The organism is Proteiniphilum sp. X52, assembly GCF_003712195.1.
Classification (GTDB): Bacteria; Bacteroidota; Bacteroidia; order Bacteroidales; family Dysgonomonadaceae; genus Proteiniphilum.
Genome location: NZ_RDSD01000021.1, coordinates 47,072 through 70,537, shown reverse-complemented (window position 1 = coordinate 70,537; position 23,466 = coordinate 47,072). Strand labels below are relative to the sequence as shown.

General features: G+C 42.9%; 24 protein-coding genes and 1 tRNA gene. 19 read left to right on the top strand and 6 right to left on the bottom strand.

What is annotated here, in order from left to right:
* Window positions 1-16 precede the first annotated feature (16 nt).
* The 19 genes from D7D25_RS14400 (at window position 17) to D7D25_RS14315 (ending at window position 15,414) form a co-directional block, all read left to right on the top strand.
* A complete protein-coding gene (locus D7D25_RS14400) occupies window positions 17-394 on the top strand; it encodes a hypothetical protein (RefSeq protein WP_122969636.1) in 378 nt (125 codons plus the stop codon).
* Window positions 395-585: 191 nt separating this feature from the next.
* Window positions 586-870 (top strand): RHS repeat domain-containing protein, encoded by a 285-nt coding sequence (locus D7D25_RS18595; RefSeq protein ID WP_255417328.1) that lies wholly within the window; start codon window positions 586-588, stop codon window positions 868-870.
* Complete coding sequence (locus tag D7D25_RS14395) at window positions 867-1,802, top strand: hypothetical protein (protein WP_255417327.1); 936 nt, start codon at window positions 867-869, stop codon at window positions 1,800-1,802. Before D7D25_RS18595 ends, D7D25_RS14395 begins: the two co-directional genes overlap by 4 nt.
* 4 nt (window positions 1,803-1,806) lie before the next feature.
* A complete protein-coding gene (locus D7D25_RS14390) occupies window positions 1,807-2,220 on the top strand; it encodes a hypothetical protein (RefSeq protein ID WP_122969635.1) in 414 nt (137 codons plus the stop codon).
* Between the two features lie 213 nt (window positions 2,221-2,433).
* Window positions 2,434-3,138, top strand: coding sequence for an outer membrane beta-barrel protein (locus D7D25_RS14385; RefSeq protein ID WP_122969634.1), 705 nt, complete (start codon window positions 2,434-2,436; stop codon window positions 3,136-3,138).
* Between the two features lie 153 nt (window positions 3,139-3,291).
* Window positions 3,292-4,527: a hypothetical protein gene (locus D7D25_RS14380; protein ID WP_122969633.1), complete on the top strand. Its 1,236-nt coding sequence runs from the start codon at window positions 3,292-3,294 to the stop codon at window positions 4,525-4,527.
* A gap of 19 nt (window positions 4,528-4,546) precedes the next feature.
* Complete coding sequence (locus D7D25_RS14375; RefSeq protein WP_122969632.1) at window positions 4,547-4,915, top strand: hypothetical protein; 369 nt, start codon at window positions 4,547-4,549, stop codon at window positions 4,913-4,915.
* The gene (locus D7D25_RS14370; protein WP_122969631.1) at window positions 4,905-5,372 is read left to right on the top strand and encodes a hypothetical protein; all 468 of its coding nucleotides are present in this window, start codon (window positions 4,905-4,907) and stop codon (window positions 5,370-5,372) included. Before D7D25_RS14375 ends, D7D25_RS14370 begins: the two co-directional genes overlap by 11 nt.
* Before the next feature lie 10 nt (window positions 5,373-5,382).
* Window positions 5,383-5,736: a hypothetical protein gene (locus tag D7D25_RS14365; RefSeq protein WP_122969630.1), complete on the top strand. Its 354-nt coding sequence runs from the start codon at window positions 5,383-5,385 to the stop codon at window positions 5,734-5,736.
* A 4-nt stretch (window positions 5,737-5,740) separates the two neighbouring features.
* The gene (locus D7D25_RS14360) at window positions 5,741-6,253 is read left to right on the top strand and encodes a hypothetical protein (protein ID WP_148038946.1); all 513 of its coding nucleotides are present in this window, start codon (window positions 5,741-5,743) and stop codon (window positions 6,251-6,253) included.
* Window positions 6,228-7,292, top strand: coding sequence for a type II secretion system F family protein (locus tag D7D25_RS14355; protein ID WP_255417326.1), 1,065 nt, complete (start codon window positions 6,228-6,230; stop codon window positions 7,290-7,292). The genes D7D25_RS14360 and D7D25_RS14355 overlap by 26 nt, the downstream gene beginning before the upstream one ends.
* Window positions 7,293-7,379: 87 nt before the next feature.
* Window positions 7,380-9,119: a hypothetical protein gene (locus D7D25_RS14350; protein ID WP_148038945.1), complete on the top strand. Its 1,740-nt coding sequence runs from the start codon at window positions 7,380-7,382 to the stop codon at window positions 9,117-9,119.
* Window positions 9,120-9,283: 164 nt separating this feature from the next.
* On the top strand, window positions 9,284-9,679 hold the full coding sequence (locus D7D25_RS14345; protein ID WP_122969627.1) for a DUF3244 domain-containing protein: 396 nt from the start codon (window positions 9,284-9,286) through the stop codon (window positions 9,677-9,679).
* Between the two features lie 47 nt (window positions 9,680-9,726).
* Window positions 9,727-10,152, top strand: a complete 426-nt coding sequence (locus D7D25_RS14340) for a type IV pilin protein (RefSeq protein ID WP_122969646.1) — start codon at window positions 9,727-9,729, stop codon at window positions 10,150-10,152.
* Window positions 10,153-10,154: 2 nt separating this feature from the next.
* Window positions 10,155-10,613 carry a hypothetical protein gene (locus D7D25_RS14335; protein WP_122969626.1) on the top strand — a complete coding sequence of 153 codons (459 nt, stop codon included), beginning with the start codon at window positions 10,155-10,157 and terminating at the stop codon, window positions 10,611-10,613.
* Window positions 10,607-12,028, top strand: a complete 1,422-nt coding sequence (locus tag D7D25_RS14330) for a GspE/PulE family protein (protein WP_122969625.1) — start codon at window positions 10,607-10,609, stop codon at window positions 12,026-12,028. Before D7D25_RS14335 ends, D7D25_RS14330 begins: the two co-directional genes overlap by 7 nt.
* A 44-nt stretch (window positions 12,029-12,072) precedes the next feature.
* On the top strand, window positions 12,073-13,938 hold the full coding sequence (locus D7D25_RS14325; protein WP_122969624.1) for a type II secretion system protein GspD: 1,866 nt from the start codon (window positions 12,073-12,075) through the stop codon (window positions 13,936-13,938).
* A 1-nt stretch (window position 13,939) separates the two neighbouring features.
* Complete coding sequence (locus D7D25_RS14320) at window positions 13,940-14,932, top strand: hypothetical protein (protein WP_122969623.1); 993 nt, start codon at window positions 13,940-13,942, stop codon at window positions 14,930-14,932.
* Window positions 14,929-15,414: a hypothetical protein gene (locus D7D25_RS14315; RefSeq protein ID WP_122969622.1), complete on the top strand. Its 486-nt coding sequence runs from the start codon at window positions 14,929-14,931 to the stop codon at window positions 15,412-15,414. The genes D7D25_RS14320 and D7D25_RS14315 overlap by 4 nt, the downstream gene beginning before the upstream one ends.
* A 201-nt stretch (window positions 15,415-15,615) precedes the next feature.
* Here the strand turns inward: D7D25_RS14315 and D7D25_RS14310 are convergent, their stop codons facing one another.
* The 6 genes from D7D25_RS14310 to D7D25_RS14285 form a co-directional block, all read right to left on the bottom strand.
* Window positions 15,616-17,145 carry an oligosaccharide flippase family protein gene (locus D7D25_RS14310; protein WP_122969621.1) on the bottom strand — a complete coding sequence of 510 codons (1,530 nt, stop codon included), beginning with the start codon at window positions 17,143-17,145 and terminating at the stop codon, window positions 15,616-15,618.
* Between the two features lie 134 nt (window positions 17,146-17,279).
* Window positions 17,280-17,350: transfer RNA gene (locus D7D25_RS14305), tRNA-Gln, on the bottom strand.
* 176 nt (window positions 17,351-17,526) lie between these two features.
* On the bottom strand, window positions 17,527-18,819 hold the full coding sequence (tyrS, locus tag D7D25_RS14300; protein WP_122969645.1) for a tyrosine--tRNA ligase: 1,293 nt from the start codon (window positions 18,817-18,819) through the stop codon (window positions 17,527-17,529).
* Window positions 18,820-19,001: 182 nt separating this feature from the next.
* On the bottom strand, window positions 19,002-20,447 hold the full coding sequence (locus D7D25_RS14295; protein WP_122969620.1) for a TrkH family potassium uptake protein: 1,446 nt from the start codon (window positions 20,445-20,447) through the stop codon (window positions 19,002-19,004).
* A gap of 11 nt (window positions 20,448-20,458) precedes the next feature.
* Complete coding sequence (locus D7D25_RS14290) at window positions 20,459-21,232, bottom strand: hypothetical protein (RefSeq protein ID WP_122969619.1); 774 nt, start codon at window positions 21,230-21,232, stop codon at window positions 20,459-20,461.
* Window positions 21,233-21,430: 198 nt separating this feature from the next.
* Window positions 21,431-23,131 (bottom strand): lipopolysaccharide assembly protein LapB, encoded by a 1,701-nt coding sequence (locus D7D25_RS14285; protein ID WP_122969618.1) that lies wholly within the window; start codon window positions 23,129-23,131, stop codon window positions 21,431-21,433.
* Between the last annotated feature and the right edge of the window lie 335 nt (window positions 23,132-23,466).

Genomic DNA, 23,466 nt, shown 5'->3' with positions numbered 1-23,466 from the left:
AGGAGTAATAATAAATATGGTTAACGTAGAGAAAATGATGCCTTTTTTAGTGGGATTTATTTTTTTTCTAATTATACAGATTATTCTTCTTCCATTACTAAAACTACGGGATGTTTTTTATAATGAAGAAATAACAATAATACAAGATTGTAGAAAAAGGAAAGTATTCAAGAATTCTGAGATAAAAAGGATAAAAAGACATTTCTTTTATTTCTATATCATTGAGATTTTAAATGACGAATTGAAAAAAGTTTTGTTCTTTCCTCATATCTCAGGGGTCTTCTTAAAATTTGGATTCAAACCGAAAAGTATCAAGCATTATGAAGAATTATTAAAGCAAATTTATTTAGAAAGTAATACTCCCAATCAAAATAATGCTCCTAATGGCAAATAAAAAGAAAAACAAAGAGCTATCCCGTAGTGGCGGGGTAGTTTTTCCACCCGTCTGACCGCTTTGGGCGGTCAGACGGATTACAAGCGTACCAATAGCATTTCGTAAAATATAAGTACTGTACATTTACGTATAATGCCGACGGCTCTTTGAAATGCCGAACGAGTGAGCGCAGAGTCAAGCTTGCTTGAGCTATGCCGAACGAGGAGGAATTCTGCAAAATTGCGAAACAGGAATTGAGTTACGACGCCTGGGGGCGGCTTAGGGATCCCGCCACTCAGGCGGCTTACGCTCCGGGAAGCGAACCGGCGCTGTTCCTTGGGCGGGGCTACACCGGCCATGAGCACATGTCCTTGTTCGGCTTAATCAACATGAACGCCCGGTTGTATGACCCTGCTCTGGGCAGATTCTTATCGCCCGACCCGTATGTGCAGATGCCGGATTTCACGCAGAACTTCAACCGTATAGTTATTGTTTGAACAATCCGCTGGTGTATGTGGATGAGGATGGGGAGTTTATATTTTCATTTTTCTTACCCGGAATCGGAACACTAATTGATGCTGCTTTGTGGGGAGGGACAATCAATCTTATTTCCAATTGGAATAACATCAATAACTTTGCCGAAGGTTTAGCTGCTTTTGGTGTTGGCGCAGGATCAGGTGCTTTAATGATCGTGAACCCCGCCTTAGGAATAACCGTTGGAGGAGCATTAACAGGAGCAGCAAACTCTGCGATTAAACAATTAGATGGCACTAACGGACTGAAAGATTTAAGTTGGAGTGCAATAGGTAAAGAGGCTTTACTTGGTGTAGCTACAAGTACCGTTTCATATGGAACTTTCAAAGGACTGAATGCTAGTGGATTTTCAGATAAAATAACCACGAACCTTGGAATAAAGGGAAATTGGGGTAAAGCTATTTCAAACATATCTATTAATAGCGGTATAAGTGGGGCTGCTTCAGGATTAACTGAAGGATTGGGTAAAGGTATTTTATATGGAGAATGGAATCAAATACTTAATAGGACATTGACAGGAGGAGCCTTTGGTACACTCGGTGGTCTAACTTATGGTCTGTCTCAATATGCCGGATTCAAGATGTATACGGGAATAGCAGAGAAAAATATGATGAAAGCCATTGATAATTTAGGCACAAATTTAGGCGAGAGTGTACATGATATTGGAACAAATTTAAACTCATTATCCAGTCAAGATATGGCAGGTAGTTCTATGGGTGATTTTTCAAATGGATATGATTTAAATTCAATAAATGTTTATGCCCACAAAAACGGGGTCGTATCAGTTTATACCCATATACCTAATCCCATTAATGGAGCAAAACCTATTACAAACTTTTACCACTATATGGATTATGGTCGATTATACAATATACTCAAAAGGCTAAAGTTTTAACTAGATGGAAGAATTCGATTACAAAAAAAAGAAAAAACGTGAGCGTTACTACATAAAGTTCAGTTTTTACGGATTATTGATATGTGGAATTATAATTATTATCTGGGGATTATATCATTCTAATCATCAGGTTAAAATCTTACAATATGGAGAAAATGCAATAGGTCTTATTATTGGAAAAGGATATGGCAAAACCTCAAAAAAGTCTGCATCCTCATCTTATTATGTTCGGTTTGAATGTCTTATAGATTCAGTAAGATATAATATGATAGAAAACATCTCGAAAGAAGGGTATGACACAATTCAAATAGGACAAACATATATTGTCAAGTATTTATCTGGCAAAAATCCAGTAAATAATTCAAAAATTTTGTTTAATAGACCTATAAAAGGTAATGCTCCAAATCGGATGCCATAATTATAATAAACTGATAAACAGCAATAAATTTTAAAGCAAATCTTTTAAAAACAACGATATGAAAACGATACCGGATAGTTCATAACCAAGCAAGTAAAAATAATCAGCTATCCCGCGGCGGCGGGGTAGCTTTCTGGTCTCCCATATCACTGTCTTTCAAGATGTTGAAAGATTTTTATTCATCCAATAAACACTTTTAAAAACAACTATTTTATGAAACAATTTTATTTTATGGCACTTGCGGCCGCCTTTATTTGCGCATCGGCCGTTTCGTCCGCAACAGCACAGCAGGCAACACCTTATGAAGTGGAGCACCAAACTCCGGGTAATTACAAGGATTTCCGCTTTGCCATTGGCGGGGGGTATGCTTACCGGTTGGGGAAAGTTGCCAAAACCGGCGATTCCAAAATCGACGACATGAACAAGAAGCTCCGTCACGGTTTCACCATCGATGCCGATGGCCAATACTTCTTCAAGGAGAGTTGGGGACTTGGACTGAATGCCAATTATTGTTCGGCAAACACTTCGGGCGACAACATCACCCTTCTGGGAATAGACCGGAGCGTGAATTACAAGGAAACACAGAGCTTTCTTTATGTAGGCCCTTCGTTTGTCGCGCGCAATGAATCGGAAAAGTTTCTGTTGGTAACCCATTTCGGCATCGGCCCGCTTTTCTTCAACAGTGATATGAACCTCAGCGGAGTAAACGTAAACGGCCGCAAAACAACCGTTGGAATAAACGCCGGAATAGCGGGCGAATATAAGTTAAGTGCCAAAACAGGTGTAGGGCTTAAGCTTTCGTATGTCATGGGGACAATCGAGAGCCTGAACGTGGAAGGACAAAACTACAAATCGGATGAGAAAATCAGCGTTTCGAACCTGATGGCCACGGTGTTCGTCAGTTTCAGAAGTTGGTGATTTTATAAAACTTGGATAATGAAAAGAAGAATGATGTATATCCTTGAGAACTAAATTAGTAGTACAATAGAGAATAATAGGAAATTATAAGTACACAGATCTTATGAAAATTAATTATTAGCAAACCTGTCCAGTTAGTTAATTCAAGAAAAAATGCTAAACTGGAAAAGCCAATTAAGTGCAGCTACCCTGCCGGTGGTGATGGTGATATCGGTATTGATATTGCTTGTTGTCCTCTTTGTGTATTCATTGTGGGACATGAATTTCCTCCACTATTCATCCTACCATTACAAAAAGCAACAACGGGAGAACCTGAATTCGGCCGTTGTCCTGTATAGTAATGACAGCACTTTTATAACGGAGTATAACAAAGAGAAAACATTCCAATTATACGAAACAGACAGTGCGTCTACCGTCAGTTTTTTTTCACAACAATGGGGATTCTACGAATCTTTGCGTGTGTCTTCCCATAACGGTAATTTTTCCTCGACACGACTATTAGGGAAAAAACAGGAGTGCGATCACCGGGCTGCCCTTTGGCTGTGCGACAGGAACAGGGCATTGTCCCTCTCCGGGGAAACCGAAATCAGGGGTAAGATATTTATTCCACTTAACGGGATTAATTATACCGAAATAGATGGGGAATACTATAAAGGGGAAGAAATTCCCTATACCCGTCTTGATATTGCCGGAGCACAATTGCCTCCCATCGATTCAACCACCCTGGTATTTCCGGAGAGCCTGAAAGGATACCGGGACCGGTCTAATGAACTTCCTGCAATTACCCAAACTTACTACAGTTTCCATGAATCGACTCATTATTTTAATATTTCAGAAAACAGGGACGAAATTGTACTTCGGGGAAATGCGGTTCTGTTTGCCGATGAATTAAAAATAACGGCTTCTTCAAAAATTAATGAAGCGATTATCATCGCACGGAAAGTGACTATCGAAGAAGGGTTTACAGGAAGCATGCAGGTCTTTTGCAGCGATTCGGTACTGGTTGGAGAGAATGTCACCCTCCAGTATCCTTCGGGTATATACCTGGATGCGGAAATTGACTATCCCTATGTGTCGTTGTCCGATAACAGTGAAATTAACGGGTATGTAATCATTCTGGGAAGGATAAGGGACGAGGAGTTGCTGTTTCCCAGTTACAGGCAGTCGGGAAAATCCCTTCTAAGGGGATTGTTGTATGTGGACGGCACGACCAATTTCCGCGGGGAAATTTCGGGCGCCGTCTACCTGAAAGATTGCTTTTTCACATCCAACCGGAATGTATACGCGGGAACATTGTACAATACCCGAATATCCCGTAATGACAATATAGCCTACCCGATTTTTCTATCGGGAGAGTACACGCGTAAAGAAATAAAATCGATTTATTAATGATAAAGGAAATACAGCTATGAGGACAAAATTAATTTTATATTGTTTACTTTTTTGCCTTTTCCTTGCCGGATGCGAGGATATTTTCCTGAAAGACATATCCGGTGAACAGGTGGCAGTAATATCACCGGTTACCGGGACATTTTTTGAGGGGGAAAAAGTCCTTTTCGCATGGGACCGGATGGAGGGAGCAGAGAAATATCATATTGAAGTCGCATCGCCTTCTTTTGACGGGGGCTCATCCCTGTACGATACAATTACGGATACTACCCGGGTTGAGTTATCCTTGTCCGGAGGTAAGTACCAATGGTCGATTTATGGTTATAACTACGGCTACAAATCAAAAAAAATAACCCGTTCATTTGAAATTAAGAAAGATGAAAAATAAAAAGATCGCGACATACCTGTTGTTTGCCACAGCCATAATAATCTGGGGAACCATCACTTGGAGGCTGGTTAAAGCCTTTAAAAAAGAAGAAATCGTGGCTCAAACAACACGCCCCCTGCCTGTTGTCCATAAACCGGATAGTGTGGTGTTGTTGCTAAACTATGACGATCCTTTTTTGAAAGATACCGTAGGGAAGAACGTGTCCGGGGAAGAAGAGTCCGGCAACCCCGGTATTGAGTTTTACCCGCAGGAACCCGAACTGGTGCAGGGTCCCGCCTTTAAATTCAAAGGCATTTTAAAGGCGGGAAAGAAATCTTACGGCCTATTGGATCTGGCAGGAGAGACAATAATGGTGAGCGCAAGGGAAAGGGTCGGTGATTTCTATGTTGTGAGCATTACAGCGGACAAGATTGTCGTGCGCCGGCAGGGGTTGGACATGGAACTGTTCGCGGAATAAACATGCCGCCATGAAACAATTGAATCGGAAACTGCAGGCCACCTCGTTGCTGGAGACGATTGTCTCGTCCATTGTCTTTATGATCATATTTATCATAGCCATGCATTCCATGACCAATCTCCTCGTATATGAAAACAGGCAACCGAATTATCTCATTATCGAGAATGACATGAAAAAGTGCCAGCGCATGATTGAAAAAGAAGGTATTGATGCAAATGTACATGAAAAACACTATTCTTTCCCGTGGGGCAAGGTAAGAGTCTCCGTCTCTCCCTATAAAGGCGATGTTTTTATAATTTATATGGTTTCTGAAATTGAAAACGGACAATCGGTAGGGTACCATTTCCTATATGCAAACGAATAGGTTTATGGGTAAAGGTGGAAACATATTGAGGAAACGGATAAAAGCAAGTACATTGGTGGAGCTTTTGCTTACCATGATTATTTCCGGCATCATTTTCCTGTTGGTGTTCGACGGGGTCGATATCATAAAGAGATTCAGTAATATTGTAAATAACCGTATCTCGGCCAACCAGACCGTGCTCTACAGCCACCGGTTCATGGAGCACCTTGTGGAAAATGCGGACAGTATAATCAAAAGAGGTGACCAACTTCTTTTTTATCGGGAAAGTAGGGTATCTGACTCGGTAACTATCGGTGCTACTTTTTTTCTGTTGAAATCTCAGAGGATGACAGATACTTTGTTTGCAGGCTATATTGATTGCCATACCTCTCCATTGTTGGAGAATGGAGATCATATAGATTCCCTTTTTATAAATTGTGTAGTAAATGCCAGGGATACCGTTTGGTTGGAGTATGGCTTGCCCTCCAATCGTTACGCTTACTTGAACAGTGATGATGACCATGAAGATTTCCGGTAAAATAGATCGTTTTTCGGACAAGAAAAAATATCTTTTTTTCTCCCAGTTGTACTCCCTGCTGAAATCAGGATTGAGTTTCAGCCGGTCTTTCGAGTTGCTTATAGAAAATGGAAGTGAGGACGAATCCAAAATATTACGACGCGTGTATAATGACATCGTATCCGGCAATGAACTTTGGGTTGCTATAAAGAAAAGCGGGAGTTTTTCAGACCTTGATTGCGGGGTTATCAGGATCGGGGAAGAAACCGGCAGGCTCGACCAATCCCTGGAGTTTCTGAATAGCTATTACAAAAAGAAAAACGAGCAGCGGAGGATACTCACAGGCGCGTTGAGTTATCCCCTGATTATCATGGTGGTGGCTGTACTTGTGGTTACATTTATGATCCTCGTCGTGGTCCCGATGTTCGAACAGGTATACTCCCGTATGGGGGGCGAATTGCCAGGGATCACCCGTTTTATTATCACATTGTCCAGTTCAACTCCTGCCTTTTTTGCCATTATAGCCATCATTATCATCCTGTTTTTTGCACTCAGGCATTTTTATGGGAAAAGTCAAAAGTACCGGCAAATCACTGCTAAGGTATTACTTAGTCTACCTTTTGCCGGGGATCTTATAAGAATGTATTACCAGTCGCAATTTTGCCAGCTTACGCACCTGTTGATCAGCTCCAATATTCCCTTATTGAGGTCACTGCAGATGCTTGAGGATATCATCCGTTTTTATCCTTTCAGCGTGTCGTTTGGCAATATTGCCGGAAAAATAATAGAGGGAGGTTCCTTCGGCGAGAACCTTGGCAGGTATGAAGATATCTACGGCAAAAAACTGGTTGCATTGATAAAAGTGGGAGAAGAAACCAATACGTTGGACAAGATGCTTTTTCACCAAGCCGCCGATATCACCATGGAACTTGAGTATAAGCTGAAGCAACTGGGCAATGTGTTGGAACCACTACTGATATTGGGTATCGGAATACTCGTGGCCTTCATCCTTATCGCGATGTATGTGCCGATGTTCAAACTCGGTCAGACAATACATTGAGACTTCCGCAATCCTTTGCTCTCCAAAGAGTTCAGTTTTTTTGAATTTCTATTTTTTTTTGTATTTTGCACTCAAATCTTCAATTGTATGAAAACTGCACTGTATGCCTCATGTATTTTGTTATTGGGAATCATCACGATTTGCTGTGATGATTCCCAATCCCATGCCTCTATATTGCTGGTAAAAGCGGAACAACTGATGAATGATCATCCCGATAAAGCTATGGTTTTGATCGACTCTATTTTATATCCGGAGAGAAGTTTCAATGATGAAGATTATATGCGTTATTGCGTGGTACGGGTACAGGCACGATATAAAAACTATTTACCGATAAACGAGGATACACTTATCTTTAAGGCGAGAGACTACTTTACTATGCGTGCCAAAAAAAACGAACTGGCAGCATTGGCCTCTTTTTACAGTGGTTGCGTTTACCGGGAACAAGGCAATCTCAATCAAGCTATGTTGAATTATAAAGATGCAGGAACGTTTGCCGCTCTGACCAATGATACAGCTCTAAAAGGATTGATAATGTATAATACCGGTGAATTGTTATCGGAACACGGTTTATATGCCAAAGCTTTGTATAATTACCAACAAGCAAAAAATTTCTATGGCCAGTTCCCCGAAGATATGAAAAACCAGCAAACTCATTGTTTTAGCGCAATAGGACAAATGTTTATGTTATTAGGGGAGCAGGACAGTGCATTCATCTACTTTTTTAGAGGACTGGAAATAGCCGAATCAATAAATGACAGACAGCTTCAAAGCTTATTGGCTCAAAATCTGAGTGTCGCATATTCTGAAACAAACCAAAATAAAGAAGCTGGTGAATTTCTACACCGATCTATCAGACTTAGCCTTAATGACAACGATCTGCCTCACTATTACTTAAATTTATCAAAACTATACCGAGATACAGGCCAATTGGATTCACTCGCATTTTTTATAAACAAATTAAAACAGACAGTGGATACCTCAACCGATCTGTACTTTAAGGCAAGCGCGTATAATTTATTGGCCGGAGATGCCAAAACCAACCACAGATATGAGATGGCTTTTGATTATCAGCAAAAAAGAAACGAAATAGTTGAGAAAATCAACGAGGAAAGATTTCAGCAATCCATCTATGAGGTGCAACAAAAATACGACTATATAAAGCAACGAAACTTGTATGACCTCCTGTTGCTGCAACGGCAGCGTATTATAATTATTATATTATCACTTTTTTTGCTACTCAGTCTTCTTAGTGTTTTTCTGCTACGACAAGTAGTGAGGCAGAAAAACCAAATGATAAGCTTACAAAATGCCATGCAAACATTAAATAAAACGACAAATGATCTTCAAAAACGTGAAACCTCAGTATCAAGGCATGAAAAACAACTCAGGGAAACTTTACTATGGAAATTTAATGTTCTTCTCAAATCATTTTTACTAAAGTCGGAATTGGAACCTTTTGAAATGATGGATACAAAAATAACAATGGCCAAATTCGAGGAAATCGTGTACGGAAAAAATAACAGGTCACTATGGAATTCGTTAGTAGAAATAATAGACGAACTGTATCCCGGTTTATCCCATTTTATAAGAAATAGCTACCCACAATTTTCTGACACCGAATTAAAAGTATGCCTGTTGTCATATGCCGGATTACCCAGTAAGATAATCGCACCTCTTATTAACCAAAGCGTGAATACCGTGAATATGTCGCGTACCCGCATTCGGCAAAAAATGGGTTTACAAAAGCCTGGTGCTGATTTTTGTTTGTTTCTGAAACATCTTTATGATAAAAATCGTGGGTTGCGAGTTCTGAAACATCTTAATTAATTCCTGTTAAACTTATATCTCTTTTTTGTAAATAGCAGCATATGAGCTGTTTAATATTTTGCAAAAGTTAAACGACTTATATGCCTTTCCAGCTTATTGGCCAGTCTTTTTATTTCCTTTAGATTTGTGGGGAAATTTCAAACAAACTGAAAAATTTTATCACGATGAAACATTCATTTTTTTTATTGGTGTTTGCCGGGATATTATTTATTCCCGTCTCCTTAGGGACAACCTCTCATGCGGTAGACAATGAAATAACCGCGACGCAGAGTAGTAGTTCCATTGATTTATATGGTAGTTTTATAAAAAGGGGGCTTCGTTCGGGCACTGATCCGATTATTGTTGAGCTGCAGGATAAGATCCTTACCGTTCTTTTTCAGAATGATGTGGGTGTATTATATCTGACTATTAGGGGCTCACAAGGGATTGTATATGACACCTCGGTAGATACTTCCACTCCATCCACACTTACCATTTCCCTTGTAAATTTACCATCAGGAATTTATACAATAGTATTCAGCAACCCATCTGGAACAATGCAAGGGAATATTACAATTTAATATAGCCGGCGAAGAGATAACGAATGACCCATAAATTCGATTGTGCTATGAGAAAATTATTCAACTCACGTCTTAATGCCAAAAGGTTGAATGCTTTTTCCATGCCTGAGCTTTTGGTGGTTTTGGTAATTATCGGCATTCTGGTATTGATTGCCCTGCCAAACCTTATGCCCCTTATCTCGAAGGCAAAGAGTGTGGAAGCTCAGCAGCAACTGGTGTTTTTACATTCGTTGCAACAAAGCTATTTTTATATGCATTCAAAATACTCGCTCTCCCTCGATGAGCTGGGATTTGAGCAACAACGGCTTGTCACTGAGGAGGGCACAGCCAACTACAGGATTGAAATTATTGAGGCTAATGAGAATGGGTATAGAGCACAGGCAATTGCCGTGGTAGATTTCGACAGGGACGGTAAATTCAATGTGTGGGAGATCGACCAGGACAAACACCTGAGAGAGATAGAAAAGGACTGAATATGCAAGTGGTTATCCTGATACCATTGGTGCTGATGATCCTGTCTGATTATAAAAGCAGAACCGTTGTTTTGTGGCAACTGTTGTTGTTTGGAGCAACCATGCTGATAATCAGCTTGACAGAAAACGGATTAAGGCCGACATGCGTAAACCTTGCAATAAATATATTCTTATCCCTGTGGATCGGACTGGGTGTCTATTCATACTTTTTGTTGAAATATAAATCGGTTCAGTCCGTCATGGGAAAAGGCGACATTCTCTTTGTCCTGTTTTTGACACCATTTTTCACACCCCGGTCATTTCTCATTTTCATGCTGGTTTCTTGCCTCGCTACCTTATTGATGTGGGGCATTTATATCTTCCTTCGCAAAGGTAATTCCAATGTCCCCTTGATTTCAGGCATAGGTGTATGCCTTTGCGTCCTGTTTATCTATCAACAGTTAATCCGGAATTTATGGTAAACTCCCGTATTCCAACCGAACTTATTCAGTTATTCTCCAGCAAGGAGGCAACGAATTACCGGATCATCCCCTTTGAAATGCAGCAGAATAACATCCTGAAATGTTATGGGGATGAGAATAGGGATTATCAAAAAACGATACAGGAGATTGCCATCATTTATGACTTGAATGTGGTAATCGATCCTGTCGGCGCGCAGGAACTGGATAAAGCGTTGAGTTTTTATTACCGGCAGGACCGTACATTTTCTTCAAATGCCCAGTCTCTGAATATTGGCAACTCTGACTTTGTGAGCAGACTGATCGAGGAAGCCGATGCATTAAAGTCGAGTGATATCCATTTTGAGGCGTATGAGAAAGAATGCCGTGTCCGTTTCAGGATAGACGGGAAATTGATAGAACGGTATATCATCAATAAAACAGATTATCCGGCATTGATAAACCGGATTAAGATACTCTCCAACCTTGATATCTCCGAAAAACGGTTACCCCAGGACGGAAGGATCCTGTTTGAAAGGAACAACCTCAAGTTTGATGTGCGTGTTTCAGTGATGCCAACCATTTACGGCGAAAAGATCGTCCTCAGGTTGCTGTCTAAAGACCAGGGCCTGCTTTCGTTGAGCCGGTTGGGATTTAATGAAAAACAATATGCCGACTACCATAGGGCAATCATGCAACCTAACGGGCTTATCCTGATAAGCGGACCTACCGGATCGGGAAAAAGCACCACATTATATGCCACGTTAGGTATATTGAACCGGCAGGATAACAATATCCTTACCATTGAAGACCCGGTAGAGTATATCCTTCCCGGAATTAACCAGATGCAATTGAAAGAGGAGATCGGGCTGACTTTCGGAAGCGCCTTGCGTACATTTCTCCGGCAGGATCCCGATATCATCATGTTAGGGGAGATCCGCGACCAGGATACGGCGCAGATGGCCATACGCAGCTCTCTGACAGGACACCTCTTGTTATCCACTATCCACACTAACAGCGCATGGGGAAGCATAACCCGCCTGATAGACATGGGGGTACATCCCTACCTGATCTCCGAAACCCTGATAGCTTGTGTTGCACAAAGATTAATTCGCCTGTTGTGCCCCCACTGTAAAAAAACGTTCCATCCCGATGCATCTTTTACCGCCGGGTATAAGCTGGATTCCAACAACATCTACTATGAAAAAACGGGATGTGAAAAATGCTATTACACCGGCTATTTGGGAAGGAAGGCAATTTATGAAGTGATCCTGATCGACAAGTATCTGTCACAATTGATAAGAAAAAATGAAACCGATATCGGTGAATATTTGCAACGGCATGATATCAAAACATTAAAAGACGCAGCCTTGGAAATGTTTGGTAAAGGAGAAACTTCTCTGGAAGAGATTTTGCCAATTGTAAGTGAAACGATATGAGTGCACAATGAAGGATTCATACACTACAAAGAAAGAATGACCGTATGAAGAGGTATCTTACTTTTTTAATTCTGTTGATAGGAATATCCGTAAGCTTGCCGGCTCAATCCCATGAAGACCCACGGTTGGCACAACTAAAAAGCAAACTGCAACGCCTCTCGTATGCCGATAGCCGTTATGCTGAGAAAGTGGATGTCTCTGTGACCAATTTTCCGGTTTCGGAACTGATCAGGAGTCTGGCCAAAGCACAAAACTTAAGTATAAATGTTGCTTTCGGCCCGGACAAGCTCATCAATTGTAATCTCCAACAGGTTCCGGTGATCGATATCCTCTTCTTTATCTGCAAGGAGAAAAGTCTGGAGATAGAAGTCATGGATAACATACTCTCCGTAATCCCATATGACGAACCGGAAATAGATCCGCCTGTCCATCTCGCCTACGATCCGTTAAGGGAACAGGTGACTTTTGACTTTTCCGACTGCAAATTGGAACAGGTTACCAAAAAGTTCATGGAAGCCACGGGAAGCAATATCATCATACCCCAATCACTTTATGGACAACGTGTTTCGGCCTATGGCATGAACATGGGAATGGATGAAGCGGTACGGACCATCGCGGCAGTGAATGGCTTGCAATATGCGCGACAGTCGGATAGGTCGTGGTCACTATACATAATTGAAGGGGAAGGGGCGGAACCGGCGCGTAATATTTTCAGTTTTGATGAGATCATTGTGGACAGTTTAGGGTTGATCACGGCAAAGATCACCGCGGGGAATGTGCGCGATATCATCCCTGATGTGTTTCACCGGTTGGGAGTAAATTATTTTTTATCCAACGAATTCGAACATGCCACCAATATCAATGTGGAGGAGGTGGACCTGCGCACTTTCCTGAATGTCCTCTTTACCGGAACAAACGTCACATGGCGGATCGACAATGGCGTCTATATCATAGGAAGCCATACCGAAGGGGAGCCCTTATCCACTGTCCAGGTTTTTCCGATGAAATACCGGACGGTAGACAAGGTGTCGGAATATATACCTGCCGAACTAAAAGCAAATGTGGAAATCATTACTTTTCCCGATTTAAACAGTCTGGTCATCAACGGAGACCAGCGCTCGGTGATAAGGATCATGAATTTCCTGAATGAAATCGACAGGAGTGTCCCCTTGATTTCCTTTGACGTAATCATTGTAGACGCCACCGATAAAACATCGCAGTCCATCGGTTTATCCATGGGGGTTGGAAATGAACCATCGGTGGGCAGGGGAACAATAAGCCCCGGGATTGATTTCTCGATGAGCGCGTCCTCCGTGAACAGGATCATCAACTCGTTTAACGGTTTCGGATCGATCAATCTGGGTAGGGTCACTCCCAATTTCTATGCGGACCTGAAATTCCTGGAGGATGCCGGGAAGATTGTTTTAAGGTCAACTCCCAGATTATCGACCTTGAACGGGCATAAAGCGGTGTTGAAAAGCGGGGAAGTCAAATACTATAAAGAGAGCCAGATCAACATCATAGGCACACAAAACCCGCTCCAGTCGGAGTCATACCTGTGGAAAAATGTGGAAGCCAATTTTGTGCTGGAAATCACACCCTATGTCAGCCTTGACAGTGTAATCACCCTTCAAATCAATTTAGACCAGGCCGAATTTACCGTCCGTGAGAGCAGTGATGAAAACGCTCCTCCCGGGATGACAAAGAGAGGGTTTAATTCCATTATAAAAGTAAGAGATCAAGAGATGGTGTTGTTGGGGGGAATTGAGAAAAACCTTACCGACACCTCAACTCGAGGATTACCTTTCCTTGCACGGGTTCCGGTTTTACGGCTGCTTTTTGGCAACACCACCAAAGTCAGGTCATCGGAGAAACTGAACGTTTTTATCAGACCCATAATCATTCAATAGCATGAACTTACTTACCCCCATATTGAGTGAAATTTTAGTCTTTGAACTCAATGCAAGCGGTGGCGTTACCTCTGCTAAAACAAGCACGGCCAGATATTCATTAAAGGATTCCGCGATTATCCTGCGGGAAATCGACAAAGAAAAATTCGACTGGACGAAGAAAAAAAATGGGATTGCCCTAGTTTTTATTACCGGGAGTGACGTGGGTTCAAAGGAGTATGAAGCTTCCGGTAACGATGCCATCTCAAAAATAGTTGAAAATGAAAATCTCTTATGGACGACACATGAGGTAGGGGGAAATAGAAGAATTGATTTCATACGTAAATCAACACTGGGGGGCGACCTTGACGAGACGGAAGCCAAAGGCCTTTATATTGCCGGCACTACAGTTTCGAGGCAAACGGATATCGATATGTATGTCGCGCTGCAGGAATTCTATGAAAAGAAAGTGAGTTTTGACCTCATAAAGAAGTCAAGAGAATTCCGGGCATTTTTCTTTGACAGCCTATTCGAGAAGATCAAACTGCCAATGTTGCTCTTTTTCTTCGCGCTCCTTTTTGCCAATTATGTGGTATTTTCCAATATAAAGGAAAAATATGACATCAGCGAAACAACTTATAATATCCGGCTTCAGAAAAATAAGATAGAGACGGAAAACCGTGAAAAGACCAACCGTTTGTTCAGTGAGTACAATAAGATCCAGTCATATCCCCTCGCATTGATATCAGACCGGATTGCGTCCTATATGCCAAAGGATATCCGTTTGTCGTCGATGGTCTTTTTCCCTGAAAAGACACCTGCGGCGAGAGGAAAAACCGGGAGTAACACCACCAATGTGATTGTCATCAGGGGGAAAGCGGGAATCGCCGGCACGGTTCTGCTGTTCGCGCAATATTTGCAGGAAGACAAGCTGTTCAGTAAAGTTGACATCATCAATATCAACAACCTGAAGGATACCGGATCGTATGATTTTGAAATAGATATAATACTATGAAATACTACATCGGAATAATCAAGGTGGCGGCATTGATCATACTTTTGCCCATCATACTGGGGAAAAGTACATTTTCCAAAACCATCCAATTGCATAAAGATTACAAACACATCCAGACTCTGGAAGAACAACTGGAACAGGCCGCGTCGGAAAAACCGGTGTCAACACCGGCGCCGGTGCATAATCAAAACCTTGTCAGCAATGGACGGTTGGTTGAATTGATCAGCCGGGCATGTGAAGGGAACAATGTCTCGGTAAAACAGTATGAGCCCGCACTGTTGGATATGGAGGGAGATTATAAGCTATATGCGGCTATCTTGATCTTATCGGGGAATTATGTCGACCTGGTGAAAACCCTGAAATACTGCGAAGACAACATACCATCAGTTAAAATATCAACCATTCAATATGAATATGATGAAAAGAAGATGAAAGACAGAAAAGTGGAGATGTCGTTGTCGATCAGACAAATTGAGGAGTAATTGATTCTCGCTTTATAATATAAAAGCCTGAATTACAAGTTGATCTTTTGCTACATTGCGAATATACCGAAATAAAATAATCATATCAAAATATCAACTGTACCGGACAATACAAACAAACTCTATGATACGATAAGCCAAATCTTCGAAGAAACGCAATACCGTTTGCCGATGGGAAGGATTTGTTCGCGGGGCATTTCCCTATTTGAATATTCTTTTCTTTAAGAGCTTGATCAGGTTGACAATCATCGATTTCTCTTCTTGTGCCATGGTGACATATACTATAATGACAAATGAAATGGTGGTCATTCCGGTGACAAACAGTAAACGGGGAAAGGATTCTTGCAACCAATAAACAAGTGTGGCTCCTGTCATCAACATGCCTATGGTGGGAATCACAGAGGGATAGAACACCTTATGCATGAAATCGGAAATCTTAAGCCCGCATTTCAGCTTCGCAAAATAAACGCAAACGCCGCCACTTATGACGCCTCCTACCAAAATCCAGATAACATATAAGTAGTACGGTGGAAAACCAAGAGAGAAAAACAGATATGTTAAGACAATGGGCAATATATTCAGGAACGATTGCAACGCGAAATAAACTTTTATGTCTCCTTGCACCTCCACGGATCTGCCAACCATGAGCGTTAGCTGCTCGACCAATAAAAGAATTAATTGTAGCCTGACAAACAGCACAGCCCAATCAGGAACTTCCTCCAGCCATATATCGAGGATATAGGGGGTCTCCAATAAAAAGGGCACGGCGAAAATGGCGAATAATAAATAACCGTATTTGGCAGATAGCAACGACGCATTCAGCATTTTATCTCTCTCTCCCGCACCCTCGCTTTTTGCAATGGCAGGGGAGACTGCCTTTATCATCGTGTTGGAAAAGGCCATCAACTGACCGGATATCTGATTGGCAATACCTTGCGCTGCATTAAGAATGGCCCCGAAAAAATTGTTTAACACAACACTTAGCCCGTATTGCGAAATCATCCTGCTGGCATTGTTCAACAGATTCCACCCGGCAAATCGGGTCATTTGTCTCATGAGAAACCTGTCCCAATAGCGTTGGGGCGCAATGGTGCATTCCTCATAGTTTCGGTGACAGTAGATGCACATGACCGCCATGATCAGCAGCGAAATTACCGTCATCAACACACCGTATACGATCAGCTTGTCCTGGAGGGCATACACTACGACAAAAGCCACCGCCAGCTTTAAAAAGGATTCTATGACACCTATGATGGCATAATAGAGCATGTTCTCATGAGAGTTCAGCACGGCCTCATAGGGAACGGTCATCACGGTAAACATTGTGCTGACAACCATACTGGCATACACTACCTTGGCAGCAAACACCCTGTCGTCGGGAATATTTAAGATGCCATTGAAGAAAAAGTAGCCTGCTATCAGTAGTATTATTCCAAGTAGAATGGCAATAAGCACATGCAATACCACGCTGAGATTGAAAATAATTTTCTTTTTCTCCGGCTTGCCTTCTCCTTCGGCAATGCTCATGAAGCGTTGGGTCGCGCCGGCCATGGCCGCATTCAAAAAACCCAACATGGCAATGGCACCACCCACCACATTAAAAATACCGAAGTCGGAAGCTCCCAATGAACTGAGTAATAACCGTGTGGTATAGAGTGACACAAACATGGTTATCCCCATCTTGGCATACAGGAAACCGGTATTTTTTATGACCCTGTTGGCAGCATCCACTCTTTTATTGAATTAATATATCGCACTTTCCAGAAATGTCTGAAAAGAGCTAGAAGGGAAAAGTAATGTTTTTAAGTCTCTGTGATTTTATACTATATTGGCATCCACCAAGGTTTTGTCATTGTTCCGGATTGTTGTCCCACCAGGATTCGAACCTAGACTGGCTGAACCAAAATCAGATGTGCTACCATTACACCATGGGACAATCCTTAACTGCTTCGTGAAAAGCAGTGCAAAAGTAGTATATTATTTGGAACGTTCCAAATAATTCCGGCTATTTTTCAATTGAATCGGTAATCACTTTGTCGGTTTATAGAGAACGTTTTCTCTAAATCACCTTGCCTTCAACGACTCACCTTTCAGAGAACCCGCACACCGGCACTATTCCGCAATCAACAGGAAGTAGTTCTTTTTTCCCCGTTGGGCAAGAATATATCTGTCACCGATAAGGTGGGAGAGATCGATAGTTTCGTCGAATGATTCCAACTTCTCCTTATTGATCATCACACCTCCCGACTGTACGGTCTTGCGCATCTCGCCTTTAGAGGGAAAAACAGCGGCTTCTTCGGTAAGCAGATCCACTGCTTTGATCCCTTGTGCCAGTTTCTCATGTGAAAGAATGAATTGGGGGACTCCTTCAAATACCTGTAAGAAGGTCTCTTCATCGATGGCACGGAGCGTTTGTGAAGTAGATCTGCCGAACAGTATCTCCGAAGCATTGACAGCCATCTCATAATCTTCGCGCGAATGGACCATCACAGTGATCTCTTCGGCCAACCGTTTTTGTAATGGACGAAGATGGGGGGTTGTTTGCTGTGCTGCCACCAATGCCTCTATTTCCTCCTTCGGGAGGGAAGTGAAGATCTTGATATATTTTTCCGCGTCGGCATCGCTTACATTAAGCCAGAACTGGTAGAATTTATAAGGTGAAGTATAACGACGGTCGAGCCACACATTGCCACTCTCGGTCTTGCCGAACTTACCCCCGTCGGCCTTGGTGATAAGCGGACATACCAATGCATAGGCCTCACCCCCCTCTACACGGCGGATCAACTCCGTGCCGGTAGTGATATTGCCCCACTGGTCCGAACCTCCCAACTGGAGGCGGCATCCCTTCTCCCGGTAGAGATGGAGGTAGTCGTATCCTTGCAGCAGCTGATAAGAGAACTCGGTGAACGACATGCCCTCGCTCGATTCTCCGCTCAGCCTCTTCTTGACAGAGTCTTTGGCCATCATATAATTGACGGTGAGATGCTTGCCGATATCACGGATGAAATTCAGAAAAGAATAGTCTTTCATCCAGTCGTAGTTATTCACCAAGATGGCTCTGTTGGGGATTTCACTTTCGAAGTCGAGGAATTTCGCCAGTTGTTTTTTTATGGCTTCCTGGTTATGGCGCAATGTCGCTTCGTCCAGCAGATTACGTTCGGCCGATTTCATCGATGGATCGCCGATCATTCCGGTGGCACCGCCCACCAGTGCGATAGGAGTGTGGCCTGCGCGTTGAAAATGCTTCAGCATCATTACGCCCACCAAGTGGCCGATATGTAACGAATCGGCTGTGGGGTCGATCCCCAGGTATCCCGCTGTCCGCTCTCTCAATAACTGTTCTTCCGTTCCGGGCATTATTTCGTGTATCATGCCACGCCAACGGAGTTCTTCCACAAAATTCATCATTTGATTAAGTCTATATATATCGATTTTTTAAGTACGCAAAGGTACTATTTTTTATTCAACTTTATTGCTATTCGCTCATTGAGCGAGTGTGATTTGGCTACGCCGTTATTACCGAATAACTGCTGAATAACTATCTCATAGAATCTTATGTCTTGTGTCTTGTGTCTTGGTTCTTGGTTCTAATCTTTCCTGCACAGCAATAAGAAAAGAGCGAATACGTTCATAATTTCCAGACGTCCCAACAACATGTTGACTGAAAGTATGTATTTGGCCGCGTCAGGGAGCAGGCCGTAATTGCCGAATGAACCCACATCCCCGAAACCCGGACCCACGTTTCCGATGGTGGCGATGGAAGCCGACAAAGAAGTCATTCCATCTATGCCCATGGTTGTAAGCAGCAGGATTGTGGTCATCATCGTGATAAGATAAGCGACGATAAAGATCATAACCTGTAACTCAAGGTTGTGATCGATGATTTTTTTATCCATTTTCACGACATACATTCCTTCGGGATGAATGATCGATTTGAATTGCTTTTTCGCGGATGCGAAGAAGAGATAGATCCGGTCGAATTTAATACCGCCGGCTGTAGAGCCCACCATCCCACACTGTATGGAATAATACAGAAGCAGGATGATAGAGAACAAGGGCCATTTCGCCGTATCCACAGTCGAAAGACCGGTAGTGCTTACCAGTGAAATCACCTGGAAAGACGCGTACCGAAGGGATTCCCCCAGTCCATATACTTTTTCCTGTGCCAGTTGAAAAGTTATCAGAAGAATGCCGATGAATATGACAACCATATATATGCGTGTGGGACGGGAAGTGAAAATAGTTGTCTTCCGGTTCGTCATGGTACCATACACCAGACCGAAATGCATACTGCTGATCAACATGAAAAACATCACGACCAGTTCTATCCAGATATTGTCATAAGCGGCAATACTCAGGTTTTTCGTGGAAAAACCTGCTGTCGCCACCGTGGAAAATGAATGACAAATGGCATCGAAAAAAGGCATGCCCAGCAGTTTCAACAGGATTGTCTCCACCACGATTAACGTGAAATAGACGGTGGCTATCATGCGGATGATATATCGGGAGCGGGCCCGGAAATTCATTTTCGACAGGTCCGATACTTCCGAGCGATAAAAGCTGGCTTGTACCCCTTTCTTTTCCGGTAGAACCAGCAGCACAAAAAGAATAATACCCACACCCCCGATAAATGTGGTGGAAGAACGCCAGAATAACAATCCTTTCGGAAGCGCCTCCACATCACTCAAGATGCTTGCCCCGGTTGTGGTATAGCCTGAGACGCTCTCGAAAAGCGCATTCACCAGGCTGAATTCCCCTCCCCAGATGTAATAGGGGATCATGCCGACGATACAGGTAATGATCCAACCCATCACACTGATGGCCAATCCCTCGTGAAAAGATATCTCTTCTATCTTTTCGACAAAAATTTGCGGGAAAGCTCCCAACACCGCGGTTAACAAGGCGCTGAAAAGGAGCGCGCTCGCCGAGTCCTCATCATTGGCAAAGGAAATCACTGCCGAAATGGACAGGAATAAAGCATTGAACAGTAGTATGTAACCCAGATATTTGATGATTACCCTTGTTCGTATCATTGATCTAATGCTTATGTTGAGTTTTTAGTCCGCCGCAGACGGTATATCAACAGGTTGATTTCTTCTTCCAGTTTCTTAAACTCATCCTCGGATACTATTCCGGTGGACAATCGGCCTTTCTCCGGATAGTATTCCCTTATACTGTTGATCAGTTGTCTGACGGGCCGGATAAAATAAGTGCCGATAAAAAAGTAAAGCAATAGCGCGAAGATGATGGCGGCCGCGATAGAGACGATGGCAGGCATCATGGCCCGGCGCGATTGCTCTTTCACGATCGCCGACTGCCGGTACATCTGATCTTGATTCAACACCATCAGTCTGTTAATGGCCTCTTTTGTTTTGAAGAAAAGCGAATCCGTTCTGCCATAGTATATCAGTTTGGACTCTTCGGTATCATATCCGCCTTTCAATATTGTCATTACGGACGAATAATATTGCTCATACTCGTCCATAATAGCCCTTGCATACTGTGCCTCGTTGGTTTCGGTGATGTTTTCCTCTATATCCACGATTGCTTTCCTGATTATGGAGTCGGAGCACGAAACGGTTTCGATTCCCGAATCTTTATTCCCTATCAGCCATAACAATATACCACTATCTTCCCTTTCCACAGCATCGAGCATCTTCTTCGCTGATTCAATGGATTGGTAATTGTTTTTCAACACCACATCTACTGAATTTCCTATTTTTTTGAAATCCAGAATAGATATGACGCCGGCGGCCATCAACATAAGGATCAGCAGGGAGAGGCTGAGCACAATCTTTATTTTGAGTGATTTTATCATCTTGATTTCATTTCATGATGGGAGATCATTTACTGTTCGGCAAAGTTAGGTGTTTTTAGCTTCGTTCATTTCATTTGAATGGGGTTTTCACAAAAAAGAGAGACTGCCTCTTTGAAGTCAATCTTCATTTTGAGACGGCCTCTCTGTCTTATAAACCTTGTAAGGGGTAATGAGAACTATTCTTTCAGTGGTGGGATTTTATCTGACGATTGACATAAATTCCTGGTTAGCGCGATACTTCGCGAATTCCAGATCGTTCAGAGCCTTGGCGGCGACACTTCTGTCCCTGCCGATGGCGGTACGCAGATTGGATGCCACCTCGTTGAAGTTATTGGTTCTGGAGGCGATCACGGCAAGCAGGTAAGCCGTTGTCGCGTCGGGATTTTCCACTGCCTCAAGCGTTTGTTTTGCCCTGTTATAGTCTCTCACCAATAATTGCGCCAAGCCTGCATTGTTGCTTTTGCTTTGTCCATAAGCACCCACAGCCTGGTTGTAATTCCCCTGAAACAGGTTGAGGAGCCCCATGGCCTCATCAAGTCCGGCGGCACCGGCAGACCGTCCCAACAGTTCGTTGGCGGAGTTCAGGTCATTGTCCATTATAGCCAACAGGGCTTTGTTCATATTTACTTCCGGGGCGGAAGGATTCACCTGCGCCGCATGATCGAATGATTGTTTAGCTTTGGCATAATCCCCGCGTTTAAAGAACATGGTTCCGATATTGTTCCATCCCCTGTAGTCGTTGGAGAAATTCGCAGTCGCATATTGATAAATACTCTCTTTCAGGGTCTCGTCGCTGGTGAGCGTGGAGGCGTACAATAATTCTTCCACCGATAGTTCTTTCGGGTTTTGCTTCCATGCGGTCATGATTTCATCATCCGACTTGCCGATGATCTCGATATTGGCGATGATCCGTGAACGGCGCAGTTGAGGCAGGATGGTGCCTGCCAGCTCCTCGAACACATAAGAGATATTCTTGATTTCCCTTTCGCGGGTCTCGGAATCGGGATACATCTCCAGTACACGCAGGATCAGTTCTTTGTCCTGCAGATTGGAGGCGGAAACCAGTTGACGGAATCCTTCCCAGTCCTGGGCTGTGTAATGCGCATAGACATCGGTGTCGATTTTCCTTCTGCCCAGTTCACTTTCCAGATATTGGGATGTGTTGCGTTCCCGCTCAGCGGCCAGTCTTTCGTTAAGGGAGAGGCCTCCATCGGGTGACGCGTAGGCGGACACCTCCACGTTCACCTTCTGGCGGGGATCGTTGAACGCTTCTTCCACACGACGTTTCCATTCTGCCATATCCCGTTTGTTCAACTCACTCTGGCGCAAATTGGCTTGCTGGATGACGAACATGATATTGGCTTCCTGGGCGTCCTGAATGATACGCTGAAATCCATCAGGCGCCACGGAAGGGGTGGTGGTTGCCACATCGGCAAGGGCTGATGTGGCGATCACTCCGTCAGCCACTTTCAGATCAGGCAGATTCGCGCGTTTGTGCTTAATTCTTCCGTCGAACCTGAGGTAGAGCTCTGAGGATTGCATCTCGGGGGTGTAAGGGAATGAGCTGTTCATCGAGAAATTACCCCCCCTGTTTTGAGAAATGGTGATCCTGTTACCGGAGATATTCTCTCCCTGATAACTGTAAGGAGTGCCGGCAATTTCACCGCCGGCATACTTCAGAATGGGGGTGATGGTCACCGTGGCATTCTTGTTAAACCATTTTTCGGGGAAGGTGCCATTGATGGTCACAGGGATTTGGTTCCCTACTGTTTCGAGCGGGGAAGGTGTCACGTTGAAGTTGTTCTGCGTGAGCGGCTTTAATTTGCTGCTGCACGAAGTCGAGAAAATGGCGACTCCGACAATGAGCAGAAGGGACAAAATGGAAGATTTTCTTTTCATGTGTGAAATTTATTAATTTGTTTGCATTGATCAATTTTCCAAGAGTTCGCGAAAGACAAAAATACCCAATTCTACCCAATTAAAAAACAGGTTAATCTATATTTTTGCTATTTTATCAATCTTTTTGTATTGGGTTTATACACATCTCTGCCCCGATCGTCTTACATTATACTTTTTCAGCATATTGAGAAACTGTTTTGAATTTTACGAGTAATTATTTCACGCTTATTTTTCCACTCTTTCATATTGTTTTTTGCCCTTTTTCGCGCCTTTGAACTTTCATTTCTTTTAAGTGGCCCGCCACATTTCAATCAATGAAAATCCAAATCCATCAA

Excerpts from the sequence above, each read along its gene's own strand:
- D7D25_RS14335 (WP_122969626.1), top strand. The coding sequence starts at position 10,155 with ATGCAAGTGGTTATCCTGATACCATTGGTGCTGATGATCCTGTCTGAT.
- D7D25_RS14290 (WP_122969619.1), bottom strand. The coding sequence starts at position 21,232 with ATGATAAAATCACTCAAAATAAAGATTGTGCTCAGCCTCTCCCTGCTG.
- D7D25_RS14385 (WP_122969634.1), top strand. The coding sequence starts at position 2,434 with ATGAAACAATTTTATTTTATGGCACTTGCGGCCGCCTTTATTTGCGCA.
- D7D25_RS14370 (WP_122969631.1), top strand. The coding sequence starts at position 4,905 with ATGAAAAATAAAAAGATCGCGACATACCTGTTGTTTGCCACAGCCATA.
- D7D25_RS14295 (WP_122969620.1), bottom strand. The coding sequence starts at position 20,447 with ATGATACGAACAAGGGTAATCATCAAATATCTGGGTTACATACTACTG.
- tyrS (WP_122969645.1), bottom strand. The coding sequence starts at position 18,819 with ATGAATTTTGTGGAAGAACTCCGTTGGCGTGGCATGATACACGAAATA.
- D7D25_RS14375 (WP_122969632.1), top strand. The coding sequence starts at position 4,547 with ATGAGGACAAAATTAATTTTATATTGTTTACTTTTTTGCCTTTTCCTT.
- D7D25_RS18595 (WP_255417328.1), top strand. The coding sequence starts at position 586 with ATGCCGAACGAGGAGGAATTCTGCAAAATTGCGAAACAGGAATTGAGT.
- D7D25_RS14315 (WP_122969622.1), top strand. The coding sequence starts at position 14,929 with ATGAAATACTACATCGGAATAATCAAGGTGGCGGCATTGATCATACTT.
- D7D25_RS14345 (WP_122969627.1), top strand. The coding sequence starts at position 9,284 with ATGAAACATTCATTTTTTTTATTGGTGTTTGCCGGGATATTATTTATT.
- D7D25_RS14390 (WP_122969635.1), top strand. The coding sequence starts at position 1,807 with ATGGAAGAATTCGATTACAAAAAAAAGAAAAAACGTGAGCGTTACTAC.
- D7D25_RS14350 (WP_148038945.1), top strand. The coding sequence starts at position 7,380 with ATGAAAACTGCACTGTATGCCTCATGTATTTTGTTATTGGGAATCATC.
- D7D25_RS14285 (WP_122969618.1), bottom strand. The coding sequence starts at position 23,131 with ATGAAAAGAAAATCTTCCATTTTGTCCCTTCTGCTCATTGTCGGAGTC.
- D7D25_RS14365 (WP_122969630.1), top strand. The coding sequence starts at position 5,383 with ATGAAACAATTGAATCGGAAACTGCAGGCCACCTCGTTGCTGGAGACG.
- D7D25_RS14320 (WP_122969623.1), top strand. The coding sequence starts at position 13,940 with ATGAACTTACTTACCCCCATATTGAGTGAAATTTTAGTCTTTGAACTC.
- D7D25_RS14355 (WP_255417326.1), top strand. The coding sequence starts at position 6,228 with ATGATGACCATGAAGATTTCCGGTAAAATAGATCGTTTTTCGGACAAG.
- D7D25_RS14380 (WP_122969633.1), top strand. The coding sequence starts at position 3,292 with ATGCTAAACTGGAAAAGCCAATTAAGTGCAGCTACCCTGCCGGTGGTG.
- D7D25_RS14360 (WP_148038946.1), top strand. The coding sequence starts at position 5,741 with ATGGGTAAAGGTGGAAACATATTGAGGAAACGGATAAAAGCAAGTACA.
- D7D25_RS14330 (WP_122969625.1), top strand. The coding sequence starts at position 10,607 with ATGGTAAACTCCCGTATTCCAACCGAACTTATTCAGTTATTCTCCAGC.
- D7D25_RS14400 (WP_122969636.1), top strand. The coding sequence starts at position 17 with ATGGTTAACGTAGAGAAAATGATGCCTTTTTTAGTGGGATTTATTTTT.
- D7D25_RS14325 (WP_122969624.1), top strand. The coding sequence starts at position 12,073 with ATGAAGAGGTATCTTACTTTTTTAATTCTGTTGATAGGAATATCCGTA.
- D7D25_RS14340 (WP_122969646.1), top strand. The coding sequence starts at position 9,727 with ATGAGAAAATTATTCAACTCACGTCTTAATGCCAAAAGGTTGAATGCT.